The sequence below is a fragment of the Candidatus Reidiella endopervernicosa genome (genome assembly GCF_013343005.1).
In the GTDB taxonomy this organism is placed as follows: Bacteria; Pseudomonadota; Gammaproteobacteria.
Genome location: NZ_CP054491.1, coordinates 2,607,118 through 2,633,084, shown reverse-complemented (window position 1 = coordinate 2,633,084; position 25,967 = coordinate 2,607,118). Strand labels below are relative to the sequence as shown.

Sequence of the window (25,967 nt, the reverse complement as noted above, 5' to 3'; positions counted from 1 at the left end):
CTTATTTATTGTTTAATAGATGCTAGTTGTCGATTATGAGATTTTCCAGCTCACAGGCGTTTGAATAGTTCAGCAAGACTATTCTTGAGCACATATTGGTGGTGACGTTAAGGCTAATTGAAGAAGAGTTGAGCGGTTTATTTACTGCTGGGGAGGCCAAGATAGCTCACTACTGAAAAGCTCTCCAAGGGTTTGCTAAAGAGAAATCCCTGTGCCTGTGCGCAGCCTTCCTTCAACAGGAATTCGCGTTGTTCCTCGGTCTCTACACCCTCCGCAATAACGGTAAATCGCATACTATTTCCCAATGCAATAACAGCGCGTGATATGGCCACATCGTTCTCGTCGTTGGGCAGGTCACGGACAAAGCTGCGGTCGATTTTTAGTTTGTCGACTGGGAGCTGTTTGAGATAGGCGAGTGATGAGTAGCCTGTACCAAAGTCGTCGATGGCTAGCGAAACGCCAAGTTCACGTAACGAGTGAAGTTGTTCAATGGCCGATTTGCTGTGACCCATAATAAAGGTTTCTGTGATCTCAAGCTCTAAACGAGAAGCAGGTAGCCCTGTCTCTTCCAGAATTGTACGCACAGTTTCACGTAGATCGGTGAGTCTGATCTGTGGGCCTGAAATATTGACCGATATGGTGCCGAACTCTAAGCCGCTATCGAGCCACTCTCGTCCCTGCTGTGCCGCTCTGCGCAGCACCCACTCACCGAGTGGAATGATTAGATTGGTCTCTTCGGCAAGTGGAATGAAATGGGCAGGGGATATGAGTCCCTGTCCTGGATGCTCCCAGCGTACCAGCGCTTCAAAGCCTAGCACCCTGCCGCTCTCGATCTCGACCTGCGGTTGATAGTGGAGCAGGAGTTGTTCATCGTCGATGGCACGTCTCAGTTGGCCCTCGAGAACCAGATGCTCGAAGGCCTGTGTTGTAAGCTCTTCGGTGTAGAACTGGTAGGTGCTGCGTCCGACCTCTTTGGCACGATACATCGCCGAGTCGGCATTCATGAGCAGTTGCTCTACACCGTCACCATCCTGTGGATAGATGCTGATGCCGATGCTGACGCCGACAAACAGTTCATACTCCTGAATATAGAATGGATCCCTTAGGGCCGAACTGATCTTCTCTGCAAGCAGGGCGGCACTCTCTGGATCAGCAAGCCCCTCCATCAGAATGACAAACTCATCGCCGCCGAGACGAGCGACGGTATCCTCTTTGCGGATCAGGTTTTCAAAACGTTTGGCAACGGCTTCCAGCAGGGCATCGCCTACAGTGTGACCGAGGCTGTCGTTAACATGTTTAAAACGGTCAAGATCGAGAAACAGAACCGCAACCAGTCGTTTATCACGGTCAGCGCGGTCGATGGCATGGTCGAGACGTGCACGGAACAGCAGCCGGTTGGGGAGTCCTGTCAGCGGGTCGTGGTGGGCGAGGAAGGCGAGTCGTGATTGCGACTGCTTGAGTTGTGAAATATCGGAGAAGACCCCGATATAGTTAATGATCTCTCCTTTTTCATTTTCAACGGTGCTGATATTTAGCCACTCAGGGTAGATCTCACCACTCTTGCGACGGTTCCAGACCTCTCCCTGCCAGCTACCGGTCGACTCAACGGCTTGCCACAGCTCATGATAGAAACCCTCATCGTGGCGCTCAGATTTGAGCAGGCTCGGTTTCTCTCCAATGGCCTCCTGTTCTGTATAGCCGGTGATGGTGGTGAAGGCTGGATTAACGGCGACGATCTGTAACCGCATATCGGTAATCATGATCCCCTCGCTGGTGCTTTCAAAGACAACCTGCGACTGACTTAGCTGCTCTTTGGTACGGCGTGCACGGCTTAGATCACGGATGGTCATGAGGATGGAACTTGCTTCCCCCAGCTCATCACGGGTGATTCGTGAGATGACCTCTATCGGTGCACCCGCAGGATTGTCCGGATGGTGGGCCTCCATGGTGATGACCGCATCGCGCCGCTCTTCCTGTGCAAGGCAGACCGGGCATAACTCCTCTTCATCATCGGGGTGGATGATGCCGGCGATATGACTACCGATCACCTGATCAGGAGTGGTGTGAGTGAATTGGTAAAAGGCGTGGTTGGCGCGGATGACTTTGCGATCCAGGCCAAGCAGGTAGATTGGATCCTCAAAGAAATCCATCGCGTAATTCCATTCGGCCGTATTACGGGCGGAATCACGTTCTGCCAGAATACGATCTGTCATGTCGCGATCAGCCCCCTGAAAGCCAACTAGGCGCTGTTCGAGGTCATAGACGGGGGTAGCATTGCTCTCCATGTAGCGATAGCTTCCATCTTTGTGACGCCAACGTAATAACCAGCCGTCCCATCCTTGCTGGTTATTGATCAACTCGGGAAGCCTCTCCAGAACCTTAGCCTGATCTTGCTCATGCAGCAGACTAAAGCTGCTGGTGCCGATGATCTCATCCGGGTGATAGCCCAGAATCTTTTCGATGACGGGATTTGAATAGGTGTGAATACCGTTAATATCGATGGCCCAGATCCATTCGGAGCTGTTTTCTATCATCGCTTTGAAGCGTGCTTCACTATCTTTTAAGGCAAACTCGTAGGCCTTGCGGTTGGATAGTTCTCGCACCACGGCGCAGTTATATTCAGAACCATTGAAGAGAAAGAAATTGGTATTGATCTCAACGGGAAAGGTTTCACCATGTTTGGAACGGTGAGTCGATTCGAAGGTCATCGAACCCTCGGTTTTTAGTTTTTTCCAAAGCTCTTGCCACCGCTCCCAGGTGAACTCTGTGTCGATATCGGGCACGCAGAGCTGTAATAGCTCCTCTTGGCTAAAACTGAGTGACTCGCAGGCTGCACGATTTACATCGTGTATCTGCCCATTCTCAGCGACAAGAAAGGTCGCCTCGGTAATGTGGTCCATGACGAAATTGGAGATGGCGAGTTGTTTTTCACGCTGTTCATCTGCAGAGCAGAGCTGCTGTTTGCTAAGAACTCTGGAGACCTTGCCACCCTCATGGGTAAGCAATAGATAGTCGCACTGATGTTGCTCCAATAGATCCGTTGCAATATCGAGTTCGGTATCTTCACTGATGACGATGATCTCGATCAGGGGCAGGGTGGTGATGGCTGCGAGCTGATCACCGACGAATCCGATGACCGATTCACTTTCGATGAGGCCGATAGGTGTGGCGTCTCTTTGGATCAGGATAAGGGAGTCTGTATCGGCGCGGAGCTGTATCGTTACTTCGCCAATTGAGCTTTCAGAATCGACACAGATAAATGGTGTGGTCAGCTTGTCTCGGAGCGTGAGTGCTTTGATCATGCCTGCTTATTCCGGAAACGAGACGACTGTTGTCGCCTCATCGAGGGTTAACGGACAGTGTCTTACACTCCCTTGGCACTGAATAGATGGATTCCAACGCTGACCGCCATGGATAGCGAAGCGAAGGCGGTTAGTCCGCGATAGTCGACGCCGTCTGCATATTCGTAGTTGAGAGCGCGAGCGAACGACGAAGAAGATGCAGCAGCGGCTTTATGTCGGCGTAGAGTCACTGAGGGAGTTGTGTAGAGCCGCGAAGAGGTGATTACGCAACGAACGCAGGACGTCGGGGCGCCGTAGGCATAAATGGTCGCGTTAAGTTTTTGCTGTTTGCTTGGGCTTGGATGCCAAAAACAAGCTTTCGCAAAAATAGCGACTCCCCGACTAGAAGATTAGCAGAATTCACTCCTCTTTATGTGTTCGTCCAGTGCTCAGAATAGGTAACACATTGGGAGCATATGTCTGATCAATCTCACTCCAAAATTAGGCTTACTCTGTTGTAGGTTGGTGGCCCATCATCCTGGCAATACGCAGGAACAGCGCCTTGATTCTGGCCGAGCTCTGCTCTCCCAGCACCAGTAGGCAAGGTGTCAGGATCAGGGTCAGCAGAGTGGCGAAGGTGAGTCCTCCGGCGATCGCAGTCGAGAGCTGCGTCCACCACTGGGTTGAGGGGGCACCGAAGGTGATGGTGCGCTCGATCAGGTCGATATTGAGGGCAAAGACCATCGGCATCAGACCCAGTACCGTGGTGATGGCCGTGAGCAGAACTGGGCGCAGACGAACCCGTCCCGTCTTTAATGCCGCATCGTAGATACTCATTCCGTCGCGCCGATAGCCGTTATAGGTATCTATCAGAACGATATTGTTGTTCACCACAATACCGGCCAGCGCAATGATTCCGATACCAACCATCACCACACCAAATGGCTGGGCCGTTAGCAACAGACCCAGCAGTACACCGGCGGTTGAGAAGATGATCGCAGAGAGTACCAGTAGTGCCTGGTAGATGCTGTTGAACTGGGTGACCAGAATGACCACCATCAGGAATATTGCCATCATGAAGGCGTTGGAGAGGAAGGTGGCGGCCTCGCGCTGATCGGCATCTTCACCCTTAAAGGTAATCTTTACCTCAGGATCGAGGGGGTTTTTCTCCAGCTGCTGTTTGACCAGCTGTACACGCTCATCGAGCAATACACCCTCAGCAACATCGGCCTGCACCGTAATCACCCGACGGGCGTCGGCACGTGACAGGGTGCCGGTCTTGGCGGCGGGTATCAGGGTGACGAAGTTGGTGATCGGCTGCATGCCGTTAGCGGTTGCGACACGTAGATCGCTCAGATGATCCAGATTGCGCTCAACAAAGGGGTAACGTACGCGGATGTCGACCTCGTCGTCGCTATCATCGGGACGATAACCGGCGATGCGAATACCATTGGTAATCATCTGTACCGTGTTGCCGATCATCTGCACATTGGCGCCGTAGCGTGCCGCCTTCTCGCGATCCACCTCAAGTCGCCACTCGATGCCGGGAAGAGGGCGGTTGTCTTCGACATCAACAAAACCTCCTACCTCGTCAATAACGGCTCGCAGTTGCTTGGCAACACCGGCAAGACGTGCAGGCTCACGACTGGAGAGCTGAATCTGTACCGGTTTTTTCTCACCACCAGGTCCTCCTGCCTGTTTGCGCACCTCAATGATGATGCCCGAGATGTCGGCAGTGCGTTCACGGATCCGATCCATGATTACAGACGCCTTGGGACGATGTTGCCAGTTGGTGAACTGTAGCTGGATCACACCGACCACATCTTCAGCACGGTTTTCGCCGCTGCTGTTATTGAAGGAGCGGGCATAGACCGATTTGAGCGATTTCATATCGAGGATGCGAGACTCAACCTCACGTACCAGTGCATCCTTCTCATGGATCGACAGATCCCCGCGTGCACGGATATGGACTTGAGCAAACTCAGGTTCCACATCGGGGAAGAATTCAACACCGTGACCGTGTGTGCCGTAGGCGGTGTAGGAGCCGATCATCGCCATTAGTGCCACCAGTAGAACCTTACCGGGATGACGCAGTAATTTTGCCAGTAGCTCGGCATAGATCTGGGTCATACGCCCTTCGGGGTTTTTCCTGATCTGACGCTCTTCGTTATGTGGTGTGGTGACGCCACCGAGCACTGGGATAAAAACAAGCGCCATGATCAGTGAGGCGCTGAGGCAGATGATTACCGTGAGTGGTAGATAACCCATGAACTCACCAATCACACCCGGCCAGAACATCAGCGGCAGGAACACCGCAAGGGTTGTTGCGGTGGAGGCGATGATCGGCCACGACATCCGTTTTGAAGCACCCGCGTAGGCCTCGTGGGCACGCATTCCCTCAGCGAGTCGACGGTCTGCCAGTTCGGAGACGACAATAGCGCCATCGACCAGCATGCCAACGACCAGAATCAGGCTGAAGAGTACGACGATATTGAGGGTATAACCGAGGTTGTAGAGGATGAATATTCCAGCCAGGAAGGAGGCGGGGATCGCCATACCGACCAGCAGTGCTGAACGTGCACCGAGGATGGCCAGGATCACAATCATGACTAATACAATCGCACTCATGACGTTGTTGGTCAGATCGTTGAGCATATCTTTGATCTCGCCCGACTTGTCCTGCAGGTAGGCGACCTGAAGTGTCTCCGGCCAGTGCTTCTGCTCAGCAGCGACGATCTCTCTGACCTTTTCGATGGTCTGGATAATGTTGGCACCGACGCGCTTTTTGATCTCGAGCGTGATGGCAGACTGGCTACCGACGCGGGCAAAACCCTCCGGGTCCTTGAAGGTTAGACGGATGGAGGCGACATCCTCGAATACGACCACATTATTGTTTGCCACCTTGACCGGCATCTTCAGGATGTCATTGAGATCCTCGATCACACCCGGCACCTTCACCACCATACGCCCGGCACCCGTATCGAGTGCTCCAGCGGCAACCAGCAGGTTGTTGTTGCTGATCAGCTCAAACACCTCACTGAAACGGATGTCGTAACTCTCCATCACCTGCGGGTCGACGATGATCTCCAGGAGATCCTCGCGATCCCCTCCGATATCGGCCTCCAGTACCTGTGGTAGTGATTCGATGCGGTCTTTCAGTTCACGCGCGATGCGTAACATGCCTGCTTCCGGTACCGTGCCGGAAAGGGCCACGGTAAGCACCGGGAAGAGGGCGACGTTGACCTCATGCACCTCCGGTTCGTCGGTGTCGTTGGGGAGTTCGATCTTGGCGATATCGACCTTCTCACGTACATCATCGAGTGCACGCTGGTTATCGACACTCGCTTCGAATTCAAGCGTGACCGAGGCGTGGCCTTCGGCCGCACTGCTGGTCATCTCCTTGATCCCTTCAATCGACTGCAGCTCCTTCTCCATTGGCCGTACCAGCAGGCGCTCAGCATCTTCAGGTGAGATCCCCTCATGTGACATCGAAACGTAGACGATTGGGATCGTTACATCCGGGTCGGCCTCTTTGGGTATCGCCTGCCAGGAGAGTGATCCAGCAAGCAGTACAAACAGCAGTACAAGAATAACGATGCGGCTTCGGTCAAAGGCCGCTTCAATCACGCTTTTCACAGTACTGCCCCTGCGGCAGCCGCTGTTTTGTCGGGTTCAGCAATGGGAATGATCTTTTGATTGTTGATAACAAAACCCTGTCCCAGGGTGACAATCCGAACCTTTTCAGGGAGGCCGGTAATCCAGGTGCCAGCCGATTCATTTCGCAGCATGCGAATGGGGAAAAACTGCACACGATCCTCTTCTGCAACGATGTAGACACCAATAGAGCCGTCGTTACCCAAGGTCAGGTGAGCGGGTGATATAAAATGCGCGCTGACATTGTCGGCAGGGATTGCTAGCGTGGCGCTCATTCCAGCAGCCACGCCTCTGTCGCGGTTATCGATCTCCGCCTCAATTCGAAAGCTACGGGTGGCCTCATCGGCAACACTTGAGATGTAGGTGATGGTGCCCTTGATGCGCTCATCAGCGGCGGTAATAATCTCCAGGGCTTGGCCAAGGGAGAACTTACCGGCCGTAAGCTGTGGTACCTGTGCGGTGGCCAGTAGTCGACTGCACTCAACCAGGGTCGCAAGGTTGTCGCCCATCTGTACCAGCTCGCCCACTTCGATCAGATAATCATTGACGATGCCGGTGAAGGGGGCGCGAATTCGGGTATGCTTGATATCGAGCTTGATGGCTGCCAACTGGGTATTTGCCGCAGCCAGATTGGTCTCAGCCTCGCGCAGTGAGTTCTCTGAACTCAGGTTGGTCTTCCCCAGCTTCTTGATGCCCTTGAGTTTGACTTGATACTGCAGAAGTTGCGCCTTGGCCTCTGCGAGTCGCTCCATTCGATCACCCAATTCGAGAGAGAAGAGTAGGTCACCCTTGCTGACCTGCTGCCCCTTCTCAACGTGAATCTCCTTGATGGTCTCCTCCGTCTCGGCGCGCAGTACGGCGCTGCGGAAGGGTTCAAGTTGTCCCTGAATCTTTACCACGCGCTCGATATCGCTCGCGACGGAGTGGCGATACTGCACCTTCAACAGGCTCACTGGGGCTGTATTTAGCGCTGTGGCGGATTGCTCAACATCGTGTTGCTTCGCATCGCTACCACTCCAGAGCCAGAGCGACAGGGCTACAACGATAGCCATTGCTGCGATAGTCGATTTTCTCATCTTTCAATCCTCAGAAATTACTGCTGTGTTTCGTTGTGCTGGGTTTGACCTGTTACTGATCTACGTGACGTAGTCCAGCAAGCATGAATTCGACGGTGGCATCGATAAAACGATCGTTATCGATGTCACGCCCCCAGCAGTAACCCTCCCAGAGGGTGTTGATCGCGCCATCGAAGCAGGCATGAATGCCGTACTTCATCTCTTCAATGGGCCTGTTGGCAAAGAGACCCTGATCGATGCCGCGCTGTACCAGCTCGTCACCAAACCGGTCGAATTGATCGTCCACTTGATGAAACTGTTCCAGTAGTTCGGGTGTCGCGCTGTTTTTAAAATCACCTCGGTTGCAGTACTGCACTACCCGGCGATACTGCGGGTGTTCAAGGTGATAGCGCAGAGCGAGGGTGGCGGTGTGACGAAACGCCTCATCGGCGGGTAGATCACTACTGACCTGCTGAAAGCTGCTCATCAGGCCACCATAAAAGCTGAGCGTCAGCTTGGCGTAGAGGGCATTTTTGCTGGGGAAGTGTTTGTAGATGGTCCCTTTGCCTATCTCCGCTTCATTGGCGATCTTCTCGACAGTGACCGAAAGCCAGTCGTCGCAATCGAGCAGGTGCAGTGCCGCATCGAGGATCTCCTCTTCACGGCGTGCAAACTCGCGCTCTTTCCTCTCCTGAATACCCATATTTAATACTCGTTGTTTACCAATCAGTGACTACTCGTAAATATATGACTGTCAGTCACAAAACGCAACGCTGGTCATATGCGCTGGCGGTTAATAAACAACTATTTGATATCAAAATTTGTGTAACTTGTTGTTATTTGAGGTGTATAAGAAATGACTGAGTCGGATGTAGAGCTGGTTAGGCGCCAGATTAGAGTGGATGAAATTGAGTGGTGCGCAGGTAGAGGGTGATATTTCATTATCGAGTCCGGTTAATTTCTGGAAGGTTTCTAGTCGCAACGATTGAAGAAAGATAGTGAGTTAAGAGTCGTGGTTGTGAGATTAGCGCTTAGTGATACCGATATGGTTACTCGCCATTGCATGTAATGCTTTTGCGTATCTCTCCCTAAGCTGTGCGAGATGACGAGAGAACCTCAAGTTGGTCTATTTTTTGCTTTAATCACCGGTAGATAGTTAATAGATGGAAAAGACGTCAATGTTTAGACACCAGCCACTGATCCTGCTTCTGAGTACAGCCCTGTTGATGGGGTGTCTTCAGAGACCACCGGTACCGCCAGCCAAATACAAACCACCTGCTGAGAGCACGGTTAATGAACCGACAATGGCTGAGATGTGTAGTCCTTCAGCTGGCGCTGAGTATGGTCTGCTTAAACGGGTCGTTGTGGTCGGGTTTGGCCTCAGTGATCCTGCGCAAGCCAATGATCTTAATGAGATTGAACAGCGTTATCCCAGTCAACTGACCAAGCTGCTAGATGATGAAGGGCGCTTTGTTCTCACCGAGAGAGGCCACACGATACTGGTGCCAGCAGCGCTAGATCTTATGGGTAACTATTCGAGAACGGCTGCAGAGCAGGCAAGACAGGTTGCAGAAGAGCAGGGGGCGCAGTTTGTGATCTCTGGACGCTTTCTGGATCTCTCTTCAACCTACTACGACAACCTGATCGATACGGCAAGGAAGTGGCCGGTACGGCAACTGGTGGTCGAGATTGAGGTTTTTGATGGTTATTCCGGTAGCCTGATTACGCGTCATCTCTATCGAGATAGGGTGAAGGGACGTATCGACATGAAGCAGATCACCCCCTTTGATGGTCGTTTCAACGAGTCAGAGTATGGTCAGGCAGTTGCGCACATGCTCAAGCTGCAGGTGCGAGATATTGTTAACGATCTGGCCTGTATGCCGATGCAGGCAAGGATTCTGAAATTGGATGGTAATACGGTCTACATTGATGCCGGTGCAAATGTTCTATTGCGGCCCAACGATGAATTAAAGATATTTAGAAAGCGTATTGCGGCCCACGATCTGCATGACAAGATGGTTGCTGAAGAGATCCCTTACGGTACTTTGACCATAAAACGCCTCTTCCCCAACAGCTCTATAGGTACGCTGAAGTTGAAGAGAGGTAGGGCAGAGGATCTTAGGCCGGGTGATATTGTTCGTGCCTGGTAAAGGATTGGAGCAGTCCAAAACAGAACCGACCTTAACTGCCTGTCTCGCAGGGCATCCCGTCAAGACAGACGCGATTTCGTCCTGCCTGTTTGGCGCTATAGAGCGCGCGATCAGTGACATTGATTAGACCGTTGTAGTCTTCTATCGACTCATAATATTTTGCTGCACCGATACTTATGGTGACGTTGCTGCTGATCTCATCGTTGGTAAAGGTGTGATTATCAAAGAGCTTGCGCAGTTTATGTGCGAGAAACTCTGCGTTATCGAGCGGTGTGTTGGGTGAGATGACCATGAACTCTTCACCACCATAGCGGCCGATGATATCGGTCTTACGAAGACCCTGTGTCAGCAGCTTAGCGCTCTCTTTGAGTACATAATCGCCAAAGAGATGACCGTAGGTGTCGTTGACTCGTTTGAAGTGATCGAGATCGAGCATCATGACGCAGAGTGGTGTCTTGTAGCGCTGGGCTCGATTGAACTCATACTCGAGTTTCTCTTTCAGGTAGCGGTGGTTGTAGAGTCCGGTCAAACCATCTCTGGTTGAAAGCTCTTCGAGCTTACGATTCTTCTCTTCAAGACTGGCCTGGGTTCGGCCTAAACTTTGACACATCCGGTTAAATGCCTGAGCCAGGGTGCCTATCTCATGGTTGCCATTCACACCAGTGACCTGTGATGAGAGGTCTCCCTCACCAATCGTTTCGATACCACGCATCAGTTTGTTCAGGGGTGTAAAGATGGTTCTTGCCGTGGCTAGCGCGATGACAATGACACAGAGAAACATTGCGACAGAGAGTGTGATCGCACGATCACGTAATTGGGTTATCGGCTGAAAGGCCTCATCCTGGTCCTGTTCGCTAATCAGAATGCAGAAGAAATCATCCATAGTGATCACCATAGAAGAACCCGCAACGGGGACACCGCGATAGTCATCCCAAAGGCCGGTCACCTCTTGTTGTTCACTGATTCCGATCTCGACCGGATAGGTGTTGACCTGAAGCTCGTGATCACTGTTATCCAGAAAGAGTGAGTCGGTGATCATTCGACTGTTTCTATCGACCAGATAGGTCTCACCCGTCTTGCCAATACCTCGAATCTGAGATTTAGCACCGAGGTCGACAATAAGTTGGCCGCGAAGCAGATTATTGAACGCCTCGGCACTGAAATGGACGACCAATACACCGATTGGATTCTCATTCATACCGTTAGGATAGATGGGCGAGGCGACCTCAAGCTCGGGCGGACCATTTTTATGGGCGTGGATATCGCTGATGAAGGTTCGCTGCAGGCCCTGAGTGTAGTAACGCTTCTCTTTTTTGCTTACACCGATTTTGCTCTCATCGCTGGATGCGATAACGATTCCTTCGTGAGAGAGCACGTCAATGTAGAGAATTGAATTATCGAGGGGGACCTTATTGTAAATGAGGTGTTTGTTGAGTCGGGTTAGTGATGAAATACGTGTCCGTGCATCTGCGGTCATAAGCAGTTGATCACGGATGTAGCCGTCAGAGGCGTAGTTGCGTGTGACGATTTTGAAGCTATTTAGGAAAAGAAAAAGCTCTCCCTCACGAAATTCAGAGACTGCATTGAGTCCGGCAAGTGTGCTGCGTTCAAGCGCCCCCTTAGCTTCGCTGTAACCAATAATGCCGATCATTCCAGCAGGAATGATGGAGATAAGAAGGGAGATGATCACCAATCGATATCGGATAGACATAGTTCCCATCATCCAATGTAAATGGTGCGTTGTCGAGCGGCATTAACCTACTCTTAGGGTGTAGTAATCATGCTCTGTTGAGAGGGTTATTATTCTGTGTCCCTTGGGGCCTAAAAAAAGCGTGATCGATTAGGTTATTAACTAAATAGATGAAGGAGTGCAAGACACCACTGATGCTCAGTGAGGGCATTCACTTAAAATGAAGCTGGTTATCATATGAGGGATCGTATTAGTCCATATAGTAGAAACAGCGAGGGTCGCGCAGCGAAAGACGGGGATTAACCGATGTTTTAACCACGCCGCTTTCCGTTTGCAGTGAGGGGGCAGCTAACTCCATCTCCATCTTTGTCGTGATGTTGGTTGCATGGCCATAGCAGCGGGGTGGACCTGCGACAATAGGGATAGGTAGTGGTTTGTTGACCATCTCAACAGGCGTGGGGGGAGTGGGCTCCGCCTCTGATTCAGCGGATGTAGCGGATGCAGTTTTAACGGTTTCAGGCATGGAAGGTTCTGTTTTGCTGACCTCTGACTCCTCCTCATTCTCCTCTGTGACGCCTGAACGCAGTTTGTTAAAGGCATCGACGATAAAGTTTTTGTTCTTACCGAACAGATAACCAATAACTCCACCGATTACCGGGCCAGCGGGATGGGCAGTCGCTGCGCCACCCAGTGCCGTCCCTGCGATGACGCCAACACGACTGTCGTTGTCTGTATTGCTGTGCTGTTCCTGTTGAGGACTTTCCATACCCTCGTCGGCGGCTAATGGGCCGGTAACAGGAAAGCAGCTGATGAGAAGTGTGATTATGAGTGCGAAGTTTTTCATCGGTTTCTCTCTCATTTAAGCGCCAGTGGCAGGCACGGCTGGCCGAGCCCCTTGACGCGGTTGCAGAGATCACGGGCTGAGGCCTCACTGCCTCCCGGAGCTAAAGTGAGTCGGTAGAGGGTAACTCTACCTTCGGTATGAGCTAATACACGGTGACTGTAGTTTTTCAGCGTGACCTTTACCTTCTCACTGATGCTACTCCAGCCCGACTCAGCTCTGGCATGGCTGGTGTATGAACCCAGCTGCAGGGTGAACCCTCCTAAATCGGGTTTGCGTACTGTAGATGGTTCTTTTTCTGCTGTGAGAGCAGGTACGCAGGCCTGCTTTGCTGCCTTAAAACGAGCGCAGTACTGCTCGGCACTGGCACGACTCATCTGCTCTTTAGTGGTAATACGGTAGTAACGTGAACCGTTGATCAGCGCGCTGTTGATGGAGGCGTGAAGATCCTGGGTAAGAGTAGGGTGACGCTGTTGAATGGCTTTCCAACTGCGCTCTGCCTGGGCCTGTGCACTGAATGAACCGAGTTGCAGTGATATTTTGCCTGCAGTGCGTTTAACCTGGAGAGGCTGGGGTTCACGTTTTGCCACGGTTATCGGGGTTGTTTCCTGCTTACTCGTGATGATGGGACGGTAGCGGTTGGGCTGTTTTTCTGTTGTTGCAGCAGCCTTGCCTGGTGATTGAGTTTGAGTCGCTTTCGGGTGGCTGGCTCCGAGGATGATGTCACTGTTATTAAGTGTCGTTCCCTTGTCTGTAATGGCCAGTGTTGTCGGTTGCTTAATAATCTGCATGGCATCGTTTGCTACGAGCTTAACGTTGTACTCTCCAAGTGGCAGCATGTAGAAACGGTAGAAACCATCAAAGGCGCTGCGCTGACGCTGAACCAGGCGGTTGTTAGCGTCGAATAGCTCGACGACAACATTGGGCAGGGGAGAACGATTGCCATCACTCTGCTGCAACAGGAGGGTGCCATCGATCTCCCCCGTCGGTGTGAGCGGGAAGTCCAGCCTGGTCAGCTTTCCAGCGGTTAACGTGATCGTATGTGATTCGTGTTGAGGTAGCAGGTAGGCATCCTTGATGCTTGCTATATCAAGTTCGATATCGATTGGGGTATCGGTCGGCAGGTTGGTCATATAGAGATGGCCGCTGCGATCGCTTCGAGAGACCTGTTCACCCGCTGCGCCACGAATCGAGACGCCCGCAACACCGCGTTCTCCGCTGTCTAGTGTGCCGTTGTTATTGCTGTCCTCGAAAACCGTTGCTGTAATGGTTCCGTGGTGATTCCGCTCACGGCTGTCTATCTCGCTATCCTGAATCGGCTGATAACCGAGGGCCAGATTGGCAGAGACCATGCCGGTGTAGTCACCGTCACTGCTAAAGGCGATAGAGGGGGTGACTATTAGTGCATCGCTGCGCCAGTTAATGCCCGCAGAGTAGTGGTTGAGATCATCGCCATCGATGTTATGGGTAAAGTCGAAATTCATGCTTAGTCGATCTTCGAGATTCAACAGGGCTGAAATAAAGAGCGAGTCGATACGCTCATCTGGGTAGATTGAGTAGTCGAGACGACCACGTAGAAAGAGGGGGGCTAAATGTTTGCTGAGTTGCAGCGTACCTTCAACCATCTCCGATTCGTCAGCGGTTGATTCAAGGCGAATATATCTAAGGTCGTGGCTGAGATAGGCGCTGTTGATATATGCGGTGAGCGTGTTGCTCAAAATGCTCTCACGATGATTTTCATAGTCGCGATCTTGCAGGGTGAATTCGATGGGTATCCCGGCGAACTGACCGCTGGCTGAGATGGAGGTGATCGACTTTAGGTGATTATTTGATGTATAGCTCTCTTCAGTAATGAAGTCGTCGTAGAGGGCAAGGCTGGCACGTAGATTAATGCCCCGTAACGATTTCTGCAGAAGCAGGCGATAGCTACCACCCCCGCGTGAGTCCTGCGTGGTGTCGAGGCTGGCAAAGATGCCGGGCAGGGCGCCGCGAAGGCCGAGGTTGAGATAGTGGTGGCGGCGATCACCCAGCTCAACACTGTGAAGAGCTGCGCCCAGTGAGAATTTATCGTTCAGGCCGTAATCGATTTTTGCGCTAAGACGAGGGTTTCTGGCGACCTCATCCTCCTGTAGATCAAACAGCTGCTCGCCCTGTTCACTGAGAGAGAACTGATAGATCGCCTTACCCTTCTGCAGCATGCCTGGGCCGACAAAGTGACTACGGCTGATACGTCGGATCTGGCCGTTAGGGCCGTAGAAGATAAGTTCGAAGTCGTTGTTACCGTAGTAGAGCGGAATGTTGCTAAAGACGTAGCGCCCATTTTCGGGAGTCATCAGATAGCCGATGAGTAGATTGTTGCGATAGAGCTCCACTTCCCAGTTTGGTAGCAGGTCGCCTCTAAAATCGGTGGTGTCGAAGCTATATTCATGCTCGAGATCACTATTCTCAAACTTGATGCCGAGCTCCTGATTGCCACCCTCATAGAGTGGAATCTCTACGGTATTTAGATCGCCAACCTTGATGCGTGATGCGCGTAATGGGCCCAGCAGACCCTTGTTTGCATCGGTGCGGCTAACGCTAAGACGCGCACCGTCCAATAGATCGCTCTCATCACCTCGGAGATAGAACTCACTGGAGATAAAGGGGAGTTCATTATTCGTAATCAATGCATAACCACCGCTGAAGTCTGGCTTGTTCTCTGTGCCGTGACGTCTGACTCGATAGTCGAGGCTTAGATCGGTTGTTGGAAGGCTCCTGGCTGGATAGGGGAGTGCATGTTGTCTCGTATGAACCGCAGTCTGATTGAATGTTACTGGGTGCTTCCCTTCGTGTCGCGTCTGTATGGGTAGTGTCTCCAGGGCCTCAAGCTCAACTCTCATGCGAGACTGGTTAAAAGAGAAGTCGATCGGGAACCAGTTCGATAGCTGTGAGAGCTCAACATAGATTTCGTTGTTGGCAGAGTAGACGCTGTTTGCAGGTATCACACTGCGACTGCCATCAATGGTGACTGCTGCACTGTTGATATCGAGTTCAAAGTCGCGCTCCCGGCTGATCGTCCATCCTCGTCCGCTACCTGCAACGGGGTTGAGTTCAATCGGAAAACCGAGCTTTTCGACCACGACCCCAAGCGGTAATAGCAGACTCTGCTGGTGTCGATAACCGATGACATCGGTAGCGATCAGCTCACCATCAAGCTGCATATCTAGCGTAAGCCGCTGTTGTGTTGTTACCTCAGCATTCGCGTTTGGAATGATGAGGAGTGTCAGCAACATGAGCGATAACAGACGACAGAATTCAGGCAGCGAAGGGCTCACCTTCTGCTTGATAGGCGTCAAACTCCCGTCATTACTATTATCAGGGAGTGTTCTAGTTGTATGTAACTGCATGAAATTAAACATAATAGGCATGTTCGCCGTAGTTTCTCTCAATAAAGAGATAGCAAGCGGCGTGCCACAAATGAGGTTGGTGTATCGATTTCTGCCTGTTCCGGTGTTTAACGGATAGATTGGAACGAAGCTAAGGAGCCGAAAGGGTGATTCGATTTTGCCTGCTCCTACGGGCCGTCGCTGGAGTGCAAGTGACGTTCTCCCTCGCGTTGCTCGGTCGTCGAACCTGGAGGTTCTCACCAAGGCCTTCGGTCGTACCCCACAAACAAAAAGGCTCTCTATCGCTGACCGCCATGGAGAGCGAAGTGAGGGCGGTTAGTCCCCGATAGTCGACGCCGTCTGTATATTCGTAGTTGAGAGCGCGAGCGAACGACGGAGAAGATGCAGCAGCGGCTTTATGTCGGCGTAGAGTCACTGAGGGAGTTGTGTAGAGCCGCGAAGAGGTGATTACGCAACGTACGCAGGACGGTCGGGGCGCCGCAGGCATAAACGGTCGCGTGAAGTTTTTGCTGTTTGCTTGGGCTTGATGCCCAAAACAAACTTTCGCAAAAATAGCGACTCCCCGGCGAGGACCTTTGTTGTTTGTATGGCGCGCCCGAGAGGATTCGAACCTCTGACCTGCCCCTTAGGAGGGGGCTGCGCTATCCAGCTGTGCCACGGGCGCTAAAGGTTGCGAAGTATAACAATGAGAGACTATTTGGCTATAGCGATTGATCGTGTGCTGTGGCTCTGGCGCACCGCGTTAGAGTTTATATGGCACCTACACTCTGCATGTACTGTTTTGGGCCTTGCATGATGGTGCTGCCGAGCTGGGTGAGTCTACCGACAGACTCGATGGTGTTGAGTCCATCTCTGAAGCAGCTGGCATGGTGTCCGATGAGTCTCTCTACCTCCTTGTTACTCTCATCATCAAGTAGGCTCGAGTCGAGAATTTTCTGCATTCCATAGTGCATACGCGAAAGCACAAAGGTGGCGTGGTAGATGCCATCGATGGGGCGTAGATCCTCTCTCAGTGGTGAGCTGTGCCGCTCCTCCTCAGGATTTTCGACCAGTGGACCTTCGACTGAGAGTCCAAACAGCAGGCAGTGAGCCGACTCGTGGATCAGTGTGTCGAGTACCTGTACCAGCGTCTTGTGGTAGTCGGCATTGATAAAGAGCGTGCCCCAGAGGTAGACCGAGGAGGCACCGTGGAAGGTGATGCCGTCGCTATTCCTGGCACTGCTGGCCATCACGATCTCGGTTGTCAGTGCTCTGATCTCCTCGCCCAGTTCTGGCAGAACCTGATCGATGATCTCAAGGGCCTCGTGGATATGGGGGGAGACTCGCTCAGCAGATGAGGCGGAGGGTGCAGTCAGGTGCAGGGGGACGTCTGGTTCAATCTCAACGTTGCGAATATAGAGATCGATACTCTCTCTATCGAGGTCGGTCTCAGAGAGGGTGATTACTGAGAGACCGCCTGCGGCTGCTTCGAAGCTGGAGAGCTTCGTAAATAGTTGTTTGGCCAGTTCGATATCATCTTGCAGTAACGCTGAAGCGAGATCGTAGTAGTAGCCAAAAATGCCGGGCTTGATGAAGGTGGTTTTGTTTAGTGTTGCTAACCAACTGTCGATTGGGGGAGGCTGGCTGGTTGTATCTGATAACTGTTGATGCAGATAGCTGAGGCTATCTATTAGCCGTGCTTTCATCTCGCAGTAAAGTGCGTCTGCACGCCTGCGGTCGGGGAGAAAACCGATAGGAAGTGTGCTGTTATTGAAGGCTGTGACCATAGATTTAGTTCACGCTTTACCGTTCAATCCAACCACCCCCCTTAAAAGCATGGGGAGCGGAGAGAATTAGATTGAGATCAGGCTGTGAATTTATCTATGCCAGGTTTTGCACCACCGATCTTGCCACCACGAACTTTAAGGTTCTTAGTTTTGACTGTTCCGACCTTGACGCCGTTTGTTGCGTCGTCGCTAGTGTCTGAACTGGTTTCGAGCCATTGGCTGCCAAGGAGTTTGCTGGGATCAATCGAGACTTTTGCTTCCTTATTATTTGAATCGTTCATGTCTATTCCTTTATTTGATTAAGATACCCCGTGAAGATTAGCTATGATCAGCCTCTGCTGTCAAAGTAGAGCTCTAGTATTATCAATGATTTATACAGGGTATTTGCAGGAGAGAGGGGATAAATGGAGCGATGATCAATTTCATCACAGCAACGGGACACGACTATTCAGTTGAGGCATTGAGTGAGGCTGATGGTGGTTTTGATCTGAAAACATCCAGTTACGATGAACTTTTTGCCAAGCGATCGCTTACTGCTGGTAGCTATATCTTTTCTGACCTGGAACGTCTGATGCCGTGGGAGTTACGTATTGCGAGTGAGGTTTACCACTCCTTGAATAAGGCCGAGGGTTGTCGACCGCTAAACAATCCCGCAAGGGCGCAAAGTCGCGTTGAACTGTTAAAAGGTTTGCACCGTCTAGGAGTCAATGATTTCGACGTCTATCGTGCCGATGAGTATCCTGCTCCTCGCCGGTTTCCGGTGTTTGTAAGGTGGGAGGGCGACCACGGCAAGCCGCTCTCAGATCTGCTGCTCACCCAGGCTGATCTTGAAAATTCTCTGACGCAACTTAGAGAGACAGGTTACCCCTTGCGAGGTCTACTGGTGGTTGAATTTTGTGCCGAGGAGACATCACCGTCGGTTTATCGAAAATATGGTGCATTCAGAGTGGGTGATCGGATCGTCGCTCACCACTTTGTGATTGAAGATAACTGGAACGTTAAGTACGGCAAGATTGGACTTGCCAGTGATGATGATTTTCGTGATGAGATTGCCTACGTACGCGAGAATCCACATGCGGAGCAGTTGATGAAGATCTTTCAGCAGGCGGGTATTGAGTATGGCAGGGCTGACTATGGTCTGGTTGGTGGACGAATGCAGGTCTATGAGATTAACACCAATCCCCACATCAAGGTCGGTGTGAAACACCGTTCCCCACTACGCCGAGAGGCACTCGCAATAGGAGAGAAGAGTCTTCTGGATGCCTTCGCAGAGATTGATGTAATGGGACAACACAAAGATAAAATCAGCTTGGACTCTAAACTATTATGTCCCTATCGGCCCTATAAAAACCTGTTCAAAAAACGATATCTGAGGCGTCCATGATCTCAGTAGTGATCCCTGTGCTGAACGATGCCATAGCGCTTCACTCCCTGTTATTGCAACTTAATGACCAGCGCGATGAGATGGTTGAGCTGATTGTTGTCGATGGTGGCAGCAGTGATGAATCTGTTGCGCTTGCACATGAGCTAGCAGATAGGGTGGTAGTCACCAGATCGGGTCGTGCGCTCCAGATGAATGCGGGGGCGGACGTTGCAAGGGGAGATATACTCTGGTTTATCCATGCCGATACGGTGTTGCCCGCAACGGCACTGGTACTGCTTCATCAGGCTATCAATCAGCAGTCCTCGCCCGAGGTCTGGGGACGTTTTGATGTCTCTATCGAACCTAAAACAGCGCTGATCGGTGTGGTTGAGAAGATGATGAATCTGCGTTCACAACAGACTGGAGTGGCAACGGGGGATCAGGCGATCTTTGTGACCACCAGGCTCTTCTGGCGTGTTGGTGGCTATCCTTCGATTGCATTGATGGAGGATGTGGCGTTGAGCAAACGGCTGCGACAGGTGGCTAGGCCTATAGCTCTACACGAGCGTGTCGTTACCTCTGGGCGACGCTGGTTGCAGCGTGGTGTGGTGAGAACCATCCTGTTGATGTGGTGGCTGCGTCTCTGCTATCTCATCGGTGTCGATCCACAGCGGCTCTCAAGCTGGTATCGGTAGGGTGAAATTTGCTAAGGGTCGAATCGCCGTCTTTGCGAAACAGCCACTGGCGGGGCGTGTTAAAACCAGACTGATACCTGCTACTGGGGCCATCGGTGCAGCACGTATTCATCGAAAGTTAGTGGTGCAGACTGTTGCAACCGTTTCACAATCTGACCTCGCCCCCGTGACGCTTTGGGTTGCCCCGAATCGTTGGCACCCCTTTACACAACGACTACAGCAATACTACTCATTTGAGCTGTGTGTGCAGCATGGATTGGATCTAGGAGAGCGAATGGCATCTGCTTTTAGGGTGATGTTAAGCGATGCCCCCTATGCACTGTTGATCGGCACCGACTGTCCGTCGATTGATGCCTCCTATCTGCAGCAGGCCTTCGATGTATTGGAGCAGGGAGCTGACGCTGTCTTTGGTCCTGCTGAAGATGGCGGCTATGTGTTGGTTGGTCTGCGTCGCGGCGCCTCACTCCCTTTTTCTGCAGTGGAGTGGGGGAGTGGTCGGGTGATGCAGCAGACACGCCGATTGATGCGTGCCTCTGGTATGGAGTGGAAGGAGCTTAAGCCACTCTGGGATGTGGATTACTGGCGTGATGTGAGGCGAATGCGCCGCTTGGATTAGACCGACAGGTTTTTGCGAATCATCTCTCGCTGCAACTGAGCGGTTTGGTTAGAGATGCGTAACTCCTGGGCACGGGTCAGCTTGTGGAACTGAGCACCGATGTGTTGTTTATCTGTAAAGTCATTGATACGAGAGTTTCTGATCTCAATTGAACACTCGATCTTCTCTTTTTTAGAAAGCTGAATGGTGCAGGGATAGACGTCACCAATAGATACGTTGACCACTGAGTCGGTAATAACCGCACCAAAACCACCTTGAGAGATATCGGAAATGAGCGCAGTGACGTGATGAGCTTCCAATTCGATGGTGACCTGAATGTTGCTGGCCAGGCTGATTGGTACACGGAAATAACTTCTCAGCTCGTGATACTCGACCGGTCTCGGTAGGTCGATGACGTAGGAGAGGTAACCGTCGTCGCTACGCTTAATGCCTTTAAGGTGACAGGAAAAACGGACATCGACGCCATTCAACTTGGCATAGACACGTGCCTCTCTCGATTTGATGAAGTGGTCGTGACCGATTGATGGGGTGAGTTCATCAAGCTCAACAACATCTGTCTCATCATCGTGTATGACATTGATCAATGAGCTGCTATAGGTGCCCTTACTGTTGGGCAGGCTGAGCGAGAGCAGGGCGTGCGACTCCTGAATACGTTTCAATATTGAACGTATCTGCGCAGGATCTTTGAGATATTGAGCTTCGCTCTTTTTAGGGGTGTTTTTTTCAGCCATTACCGCTTGCATGACCGTATTTTTCTCTTTCGGTCTAAATATTTCGCTAAGCACGCAATACTACCCGATTTTTCTACGTTTGGCTGATGATCCGAGGCGCTAAGCCTTGGCGATGGTGTGACCGGTGTGCTGCGAGGTAGATATACCACTGTCGTTATAGAGGCTAGGGCTCTGGCTCTGGCCGTTGACGATCGAAATGGCACGCTGGAGATGACGTTTTACCAGTTCGATCGAACCACCATTGATCTCGTTCAGCTTTTTACACTCGGTCAGATCGTCTAGTAATCCATTCCAGGTGTCGAGAAGAACCGGTTCATTACCCAGGCGAGCGATCAGCTGCTGCATGCCTGCCTGATTGTTTTCGTAACCTGCTGCCTTGAGAAGGGTGACGCGCCTCTGGTCGTTGGCATCGATTTTCCCGATTTGTGTCTCTTTCTCAGCGGCTAACACCTCCAGTTCGGCGGTGTCGTTCTGTCTCAGTGCAGAGCGCTCCTGATTCAGTAACTCAAGTAATGCTGTGACATTGGCTCGCTGGTTGGCGAGCAGATCGACGAGCATTGCGATATGACGAGACTGATCCATGATTGACTCCACTGTTGGCTGTTTAGCCCAGACTCTCTTCAAGACCCATCAGCTTCTCCGCAACCTTCTCCGGATTGACCTGATAGCTCCCATTCGCGATGGCCTCGCGGAATGCGGCAACCTTATCGGTATTGACCACCGGTGTGTCGGCCAACGCCTCACTAAGATTGCTGAGACGGCTAGCGGTATCGGTCAGGCTGACACTGTCGCCCTGAGTAGTCGGAGCACCCTTGTCTGCCGATTCACCCTTGCCACCCTGAACCTCCTTATCCTGCTTAGAGGTTCCAGCGCCCTGGGTAGCCCTGTTGTTTAACCCATTGATTTCGATGCCCATTGTCTTATCTCTCCACTTTATACTTTTAGGTTATCTGCACTAATTGTCGGCAGCAACCGGGAAACCTTTAGAAATAATTTTAACTATTTAAAGACGAACCTCAACCACACCCGCGCGGATGATTGTCGCCTCGATAACACGTTTAGAACTGCTGTTCTTGACCTTGATTCGTTCACCGATAGCACCATCACCCATTGCCTCTCCTCGGGCACGAATCACCAGTCCTCCACTGGAGGCGAGTATGGTGACACCTTCACGGCGTTTGATCGCCAGGGGCTGTTTGACCATTGCAGGCGTGATGACGGTGTCGGCCTTGAGTGTCTGTTTCAGCTCCATGCCGTAGAGCGCCTTGGCCTCGGTGAAAAAGCCGCGTGAAAGCGTAGAGATCTCACGATCAACCAGTTCAAAATCAGTTGCAGAGATCAATCTGCCACGGGGTAGCGGTTGTGAAGCGACCGCGATCTTATCATAGAGGTGAATGTTGGCCGTGAGGTAAGCCGTCCAGGGTGTTTCGCTGTTACATTTCACACCAATGGAAGTTGTTCCACTCATCTTTGCACCCGGTCGTAGAAAGGTGGCCAGAGGTTGATCGCAAGCAATCAACCGAAGACGTCGATCGAGTTTTCCCACCTCAATTTCAGCTGGAATGGAGTAGTGCGATGTCTTTTCCTTTATATACTGCTGCACACTGCTATATATCGACTCATGCCCCTGATATTTGACCGGTTCGGCCGCGTGGATCTTATTAGAGATCGGCAGGGCGGCGAGCAGCAGGGTGAAGAGGCGTAGATAAGCGTTATGCCCATTTTTTTGACTCTTGGGCATTGTCACTGCGTCAAAGAAACGGCATCCCAGTTTGGAATGATTATCTTTTTGTTTAGATTGATTAAATTGTACTCTTCTGTACATAATCGCTTCTACCAGTCGCATACAACATTAGCTTTTCAGCACGGTTTTTTTCATCTGAATAACTACGTTGCAACAGGCGTGCCAAAAATATCGGTTCAAGAATCTGCTGAATTGGACGATAGTTTCAGGCAGATAGCCAACAAGAAGCTTGAGGAGGTCCCATGGCGGGCATAATGGATGGTGTAGACCAGCGTACACAGCTAGCTGGACACAACCGATTAGAACTGTTGATGTTTCGCCTCGGTGCGCGACAACGTTTTGGCATTAATGTTTTTAAGGTGCAGGAGGTTATTCAGTGTCCTGCGCTCACCAGCGTGCCTCACTCCCATCCAGTGATACGCGGCGTAGCCAATCTACGTGGTAATACCATTCCCCTGGTCGATCTTGGTATGGCGATCAAGATGAAACCGATCGATGATCTCAAAGAGGCCTTTGTCATCATCACCGAGTTCAACCGCACCACCATTGGTTTTCTGGTTAGCTCGGTTGACCGCATTATTAACACCAATTGGGAAGATATTCTGCCGCCGCCGAAGGGCATGAGTCGTGGCACCTACCTTACTGCTGTGACCCGTGTTGATGATGAGCTGGTTGAGATTATCGACGTGGAGAAGGTTCTGGCAGAGGTAATGTCCGTCAGTGAGGAGATTTCTCAGGAGGTTCTCTCCGATGTTGATGAGGTGGGAGATATGCCACATCACGTGCTGATTGCCGATGATTCCAGCGTGGCACGTAACCAGGTTAAACGTACCCTCGACCAGATCGGTGTGGAGACAACGCTTGCCAATGATGGCAAACAGGCGCTCGATATCCTGCTGAAATGGGCGGAGGATGAGGATCCAAAGCTGAAGCGCCTTGCAATGGTGCTCTCCGATATCGAGATGCCAGAGATGGACGGTTACACTCTGACCACCTCAATCCGTAACGATCCGCGCCTGACCGGCCTCTATGTTCTGCTCCACTCATCTCTCAGTGGCGTCTTTAACAATGCCATGGTTGAAAAGGTAGGAGCCAACAAGTTCATCGCCAAGTTTAAGCCCGATGAGCTGGCTGGGGCCGTACTGGATCGGATTAAAGCGGTCGACAACGCTTAACAATTTGTCTCATATCGAGCCGTTGGTAGTGGTGAACTCCAACGGCTTGTTTCTTTATAATCCTCTTCCAAAGATAAACATTGCAGCTTTTTTAGTGGCTTACGTGGTCAATTGCAGGTAATCTGGCGTCCGGTCTAGAACAGACTTTCAGGGACGATTTATTATCATCCAGATAGGGAAAGGTCTGTAGTTGAGAGAGTTAAGGTAGCGATAGTGTCCAAGGCGTTTTGTACCCAGCAAGAGTATCAGGGTTTCCAGAAGTATCTGGAGGATACCTGTGGCATCGTACTGGGTGACAACAAGCAATATCTCGTTTCGAGTCGCCTGACTAAGGTCTTTACTGAGTACAGTCTCGGTTCACTCGGCGACCTATTGACCAAACTTAATAGCGGCATTGTAAGAGGTCTGCGCGAGCGGATTATCGAAGCGATGACAACCAACGAGACCTCCTGCGCTGACCGCCATGGAGGCGAAGTGAGGGCGGTTAGTCCCCGATAGTCGACGCCGTCTGCCTATTCGTAGTTGAGAGCGCGAGCGAACGACGGAGAAGATGCAGCAACGGCTTTATGTCGGCGTAGAGTCAGTGAAGGAGTTGTGTAGAGCCGCGAAGAGGTGATTGCGCAACGTACGCAGGACGGTCGGGGCGCCGCAGGCATAAACGGTCGCGTGAAGTTTTTGCTGTTTGCTTGGGCTTGGATGCCCAAAACAAACTTTCGCAAAAATAGCGACTCCCCGGGTTCCGCGACAACTACCCCTACGATATGTTGATGGAGACGCTACTGCCCGAGCTGGCGAAAACCAAGCGCAACATGCCGATTAAGGTGTGGTCTGCAGCTTGCTCTTCGGGGCAGGAACCCTACTCAATCAGCATGATCACCCAGGAGTTTCAGCAGAAAAACCCCGGTGCGCTCCCCGGTGATGTGCAGGTAACCGGTACCGATATCTCGCCAGCGATTCTCTCAGAGGCGAAGGAGGGTGTTTACGACAACCTCGCGGTAATTCGTGGTCTCTCCCCGGAGAGAACGCAGCGCTTCTTTACCCAGAAGGAGCATAAGTGGCAGATCAATCGCTGACCGCCAAGGATAGCGAAGCGAAGGCGGTTAGCCCCGATAGTCGACGCCGTCTGATATTCGTAGTTGAGAGCGCGAGCGAACGACGGAGAAGATGCAGCAGCGGCTTTATGTCGGCGTAGAGTCACTGAGGGAGTTGTGTAGAGCCGCGAAGAGGTGATTACGCAACGTACGCAGGACGTCGGGCGCCGTAGGCATAAACGGTCGCGTGAAGTTTTTGCTGTTTGCTTGGGCTTGGATGCCCAAAACAAACTCTCGCAAAAATAGCGACTCCCCAGCCTGATGTTAAACGTCGGATTAGCTTTCGCGAGCTTAATCTGATGCAGAGCTACACCCTGTTGGGTCGTTTCGATATCATCTTCTGCCGTAATGTCCTGATCTACTTCTCAGCCGAATCGAAGAGTGACATCCTGTCGCGAATGGCCAAGGCGCTCAATCCTGGTGGCTATCTCTTTCTCGGTGGTTCGGAGTCAATTGCCAACTACTCAGATGATTTTGAACTGGTACGTATGCCGCGTGGCGTCGTATATAAGGTTAAATAGGAAGAGGGCTGTAGTGCCAGTGGCGGGTAACGTGGAAAGAAACCCGGCAACACCTTCGTAACGCTTATACACGTAGGGTAGGTCGAGCAAAGCGACCCCCACCACATAGCAACGTAATTACACTCATTCACCCTTGGTGGGTTTCCCTAATAGGACTCGAACCTACGGTTCATCGCGCTTTCGCTCAACCCACCTTACATTCAATAGA

Annotated in this window: 24 protein-coding genes, 1 tRNA gene and 1 pseudogene; 8 read left to right on the top strand and 18 right to left on the bottom strand. The window is 51.6% G+C overall.

Annotation, left to right across the window (positions count from 1 at the left end; translation table 11 throughout):
• Positions 1-137 precede the first annotated feature (137 nt).
• The 5 genes from HUE57_RS14310 to HUE57_RS14290 form a co-directional block, all read right to left on the bottom strand.
• Positions 138-3,302 carry an EAL domain-containing protein gene (locus HUE57_RS14310; RefSeq protein WP_078482724.1) on the bottom strand — a complete coding sequence of 1,055 codons (3,165 nt, stop codon included), beginning with the start codon at positions 3,300-3,302 and terminating at the stop codon, positions 138-140.
• A 62-nt stretch (positions 3,303-3,364) separates the two neighbouring features.
• A complete protein-coding gene (locus HUE57_RS14305) occupies positions 3,365-3,532 on the bottom strand; it encodes a hypothetical protein (RefSeq protein WP_174673410.1) in 168 nt (55 codons plus the stop codon).
• A 256-nt stretch (positions 3,533-3,788) separates the two neighbouring features.
• The gene (locus tag HUE57_RS14300; protein ID WP_078482725.1) at positions 3,789-6,917 is read right to left on the bottom strand and encodes an efflux RND transporter permease subunit; all 3,129 of its coding nucleotides are present in this window, start codon (positions 6,915-6,917) and stop codon (positions 3,789-3,791) included.
• Positions 6,914-8,011, bottom strand: a complete 1,098-nt coding sequence (locus HUE57_RS14295; RefSeq protein WP_078482726.1) for an efflux RND transporter periplasmic adaptor subunit — start codon at positions 8,009-8,011, stop codon at positions 6,914-6,916. Before HUE57_RS14295 ends, HUE57_RS14300 begins: the two co-directional genes overlap by 4 nt.
• 52 nt (positions 8,012-8,063) lie before the next feature.
• Complete coding sequence (locus HUE57_RS14290) at positions 8,064-8,693, bottom strand: TetR/AcrR family transcriptional regulator (RefSeq protein WP_078482727.1); 630 nt, start codon at positions 8,691-8,693, stop codon at positions 8,064-8,066.
• 475 nt (positions 8,694-9,168) lie between these two features.
• Here HUE57_RS14290 and HUE57_RS14285 point away from each other — a divergent pair, with 475 nt between their 5' ends.
• The gene (locus tag HUE57_RS14285; protein ID WP_172840114.1) at positions 9,169-10,140 is read left to right on the top strand and encodes a flagella assembly protein FlgT middle domain-containing protein; all 972 of its coding nucleotides are present in this window, start codon (positions 9,169-9,171) and stop codon (positions 10,138-10,140) included.
• A gap of 31 nt (positions 10,141-10,171) precedes the next feature.
• Here HUE57_RS14285 and HUE57_RS14280 read toward each other — a convergent pair whose 3' ends face one another.
• The 7 genes from HUE57_RS14280 to HUE57_RS14250 all read right to left on the bottom strand — a co-directional run bounded on the left by HUE57_RS14280 (position 10,172) and on the right by HUE57_RS14250 (position 18,104).
• A complete protein-coding gene (locus HUE57_RS14280) occupies positions 10,172-11,851 on the bottom strand; it encodes a sensor domain-containing diguanylate cyclase (protein ID WP_174673409.1) in 1,680 nt (559 codons plus the stop codon).
• A gap of 229 nt (positions 11,852-12,080) precedes the next feature.
• Positions 12,081-12,674, bottom strand: coding sequence for a hypothetical protein (locus HUE57_RS14275; RefSeq protein ID WP_078482730.1), 594 nt, complete (start codon positions 12,672-12,674; stop codon positions 12,081-12,083).
• 11 nt (positions 12,675-12,685) lie between these two features.
• A complete protein-coding gene (locus HUE57_RS14270; RefSeq protein ID WP_172840119.1) occupies positions 12,686-15,985 on the bottom strand; it encodes an SPOR domain-containing protein in 3,300 nt (1,099 codons plus the stop codon).
• 202 nt (positions 15,986-16,187) lie between these two features.
• Positions 16,188-16,544: a hypothetical protein gene (locus tag HUE57_RS14265; protein WP_174673408.1), complete on the bottom strand. Its 357-nt coding sequence runs from the start codon at positions 16,542-16,544 to the stop codon at positions 16,188-16,190.
• A 100-nt stretch (positions 16,545-16,644) separates the two neighbouring features.
• A tRNA-Arg gene (locus HUE57_RS14260) sits at positions 16,645-16,721 on the bottom strand.
• Positions 16,722-16,806: 85 nt separating this feature from the next.
• Complete coding sequence (locus tag HUE57_RS14255) at positions 16,807-17,742, bottom strand: aKG-HExxH-type peptide beta-hydroxylase (protein WP_172840121.1); 936 nt, start codon at positions 17,740-17,742, stop codon at positions 16,807-16,809.
• 158 nt (positions 17,743-17,900) lie between these two features.
• Positions 17,901-18,104 (bottom strand): hypothetical protein, encoded by a 204-nt coding sequence (locus tag HUE57_RS14250; RefSeq protein WP_078482733.1) that lies wholly within the window; start codon positions 18,102-18,104, stop codon positions 17,901-17,903.
• A 131-nt stretch (positions 18,105-18,235) separates the two neighbouring features.
• Here HUE57_RS14250 and HUE57_RS14245 point away from each other — a divergent pair, with 131 nt between their 5' ends.
• From HUE57_RS14245 to HUE57_RS14235, 3 genes are read left to right on the top strand one after another with little or no spacing between them, the layout of a single operon-like run.
• Complete coding sequence (locus tag HUE57_RS14245; RefSeq protein ID WP_078482734.1) at positions 18,236-19,207, top strand: hypothetical protein; 972 nt, start codon at positions 18,236-18,238, stop codon at positions 19,205-19,207.
• Complete coding sequence (locus tag HUE57_RS14240) at positions 19,204-19,881, top strand: TIGR04283 family arsenosugar biosynthesis glycosyltransferase (protein WP_078482735.1); 678 nt, start codon at positions 19,204-19,206, stop codon at positions 19,879-19,881. Before HUE57_RS14245 ends, HUE57_RS14240 begins: the two co-directional genes overlap by 4 nt.
• Before the next feature lies 1 nt (position 19,882).
• Complete coding sequence (locus HUE57_RS14235; RefSeq protein ID WP_172840123.1) at positions 19,883-20,497, top strand: TIGR04282 family arsenosugar biosynthesis glycosyltransferase; 615 nt, start codon at positions 19,883-19,885, stop codon at positions 20,495-20,497.
• Here HUE57_RS14235 and HUE57_RS14230 read toward each other — a convergent pair.
• The 4 genes from HUE57_RS14230 to flgA form a co-directional block, all read right to left on the bottom strand.
• Positions 20,494-21,228, bottom strand: a complete 735-nt coding sequence (locus tag HUE57_RS14230; RefSeq protein WP_172840125.1) for a flagellar brake protein — start codon at positions 21,226-21,228, stop codon at positions 20,494-20,496. The two genes, HUE57_RS14235 and HUE57_RS14230, sit on opposite strands and share 4 nt — an antisense overlap.
• A gap of 99 nt (positions 21,229-21,327) precedes the next feature.
• Positions 21,328-21,810: a flagella synthesis protein FlgN gene (locus HUE57_RS14225; RefSeq protein WP_078482738.1), complete on the bottom strand. Its 483-nt coding sequence runs from the start codon at positions 21,808-21,810 to the stop codon at positions 21,328-21,330.
• 22 nt (positions 21,811-21,832) lie between these two features.
• A complete protein-coding gene (gene flgM, locus HUE57_RS14220; protein WP_078482739.1) occupies positions 21,833-22,144 on the bottom strand; it encodes a flagellar biosynthesis anti-sigma factor FlgM in 312 nt (103 codons plus the stop codon).
• An 87-nt stretch (positions 22,145-22,231) separates the two neighbouring features.
• Entirely contained in the window at positions 22,232-22,969 is a 738-nt protein-coding gene (flgA, locus tag HUE57_RS14215; protein ID WP_172840127.1) for a flagellar basal body P-ring formation chaperone FlgA, read from the bottom strand.
• A gap of 245 nt (positions 22,970-23,214) precedes the next feature.
• On the opposite strand from flgA, the gene HUE57_RS14210 reads away from it, so the two are divergent.
• A complete protein-coding gene (locus tag HUE57_RS14210; protein ID WP_078482741.1) occupies positions 23,215-24,147 on the top strand; it encodes a chemotaxis protein CheV in 933 nt (310 codons plus the stop codon).
• 213 nt (positions 24,148-24,360) lie between these two features.
• Positions 24,361-24,645 (top strand): protein-glutamate O-methyltransferase CheR, encoded by a 285-nt coding sequence (locus tag HUE57_RS14205; RefSeq protein ID WP_174673407.1) that lies wholly within the window; start codon positions 24,361-24,363, stop codon positions 24,643-24,645.
• A gap of 14 nt (positions 24,646-24,659) precedes the next feature.
• Here the strand turns inward: HUE57_RS14205 and HUE57_RS14200 are convergent, their stop codons facing one another.
• Positions 24,660-24,866, bottom strand: coding sequence for a hypothetical protein (locus tag HUE57_RS14200; RefSeq protein WP_174673406.1), 207 nt, complete (start codon positions 24,864-24,866; stop codon positions 24,660-24,662).
• A 48-nt stretch (positions 24,867-24,914) separates the two neighbouring features.
• Here HUE57_RS14200 and HUE57_RS14195 point away from each other — a divergent pair, with 48 nt between their 5' ends.
• Positions 24,915-25,220, top strand: coding sequence for a CheR family methyltransferase (locus HUE57_RS14195; protein WP_420885694.1), 306 nt, complete (start codon positions 24,915-24,917; stop codon positions 25,218-25,220).
• Here HUE57_RS14195 and HUE57_RS14190 read toward each other — a convergent pair.
• Entirely contained in the window at positions 25,127-25,468 is a 342-nt protein-coding gene (locus HUE57_RS14190; protein ID WP_174673404.1) for a hypothetical protein, read from the bottom strand. The two genes, HUE57_RS14195 and HUE57_RS14190, sit on opposite strands and share 94 nt — an antisense overlap.
• 30 nt (positions 25,469-25,498) lie before the next feature.
• On the opposite strand from HUE57_RS14190, the pseudogene HUE57_RS14185 reads away from it, so the two are divergent.
• A pseudogene (locus tag HUE57_RS14185) lies at positions 25,499-25,759 on the top strand (CheR family methyltransferase); the annotation flags it as partial.
• Between the last annotated feature and the right edge of the window lie 208 nt (positions 25,760-25,967).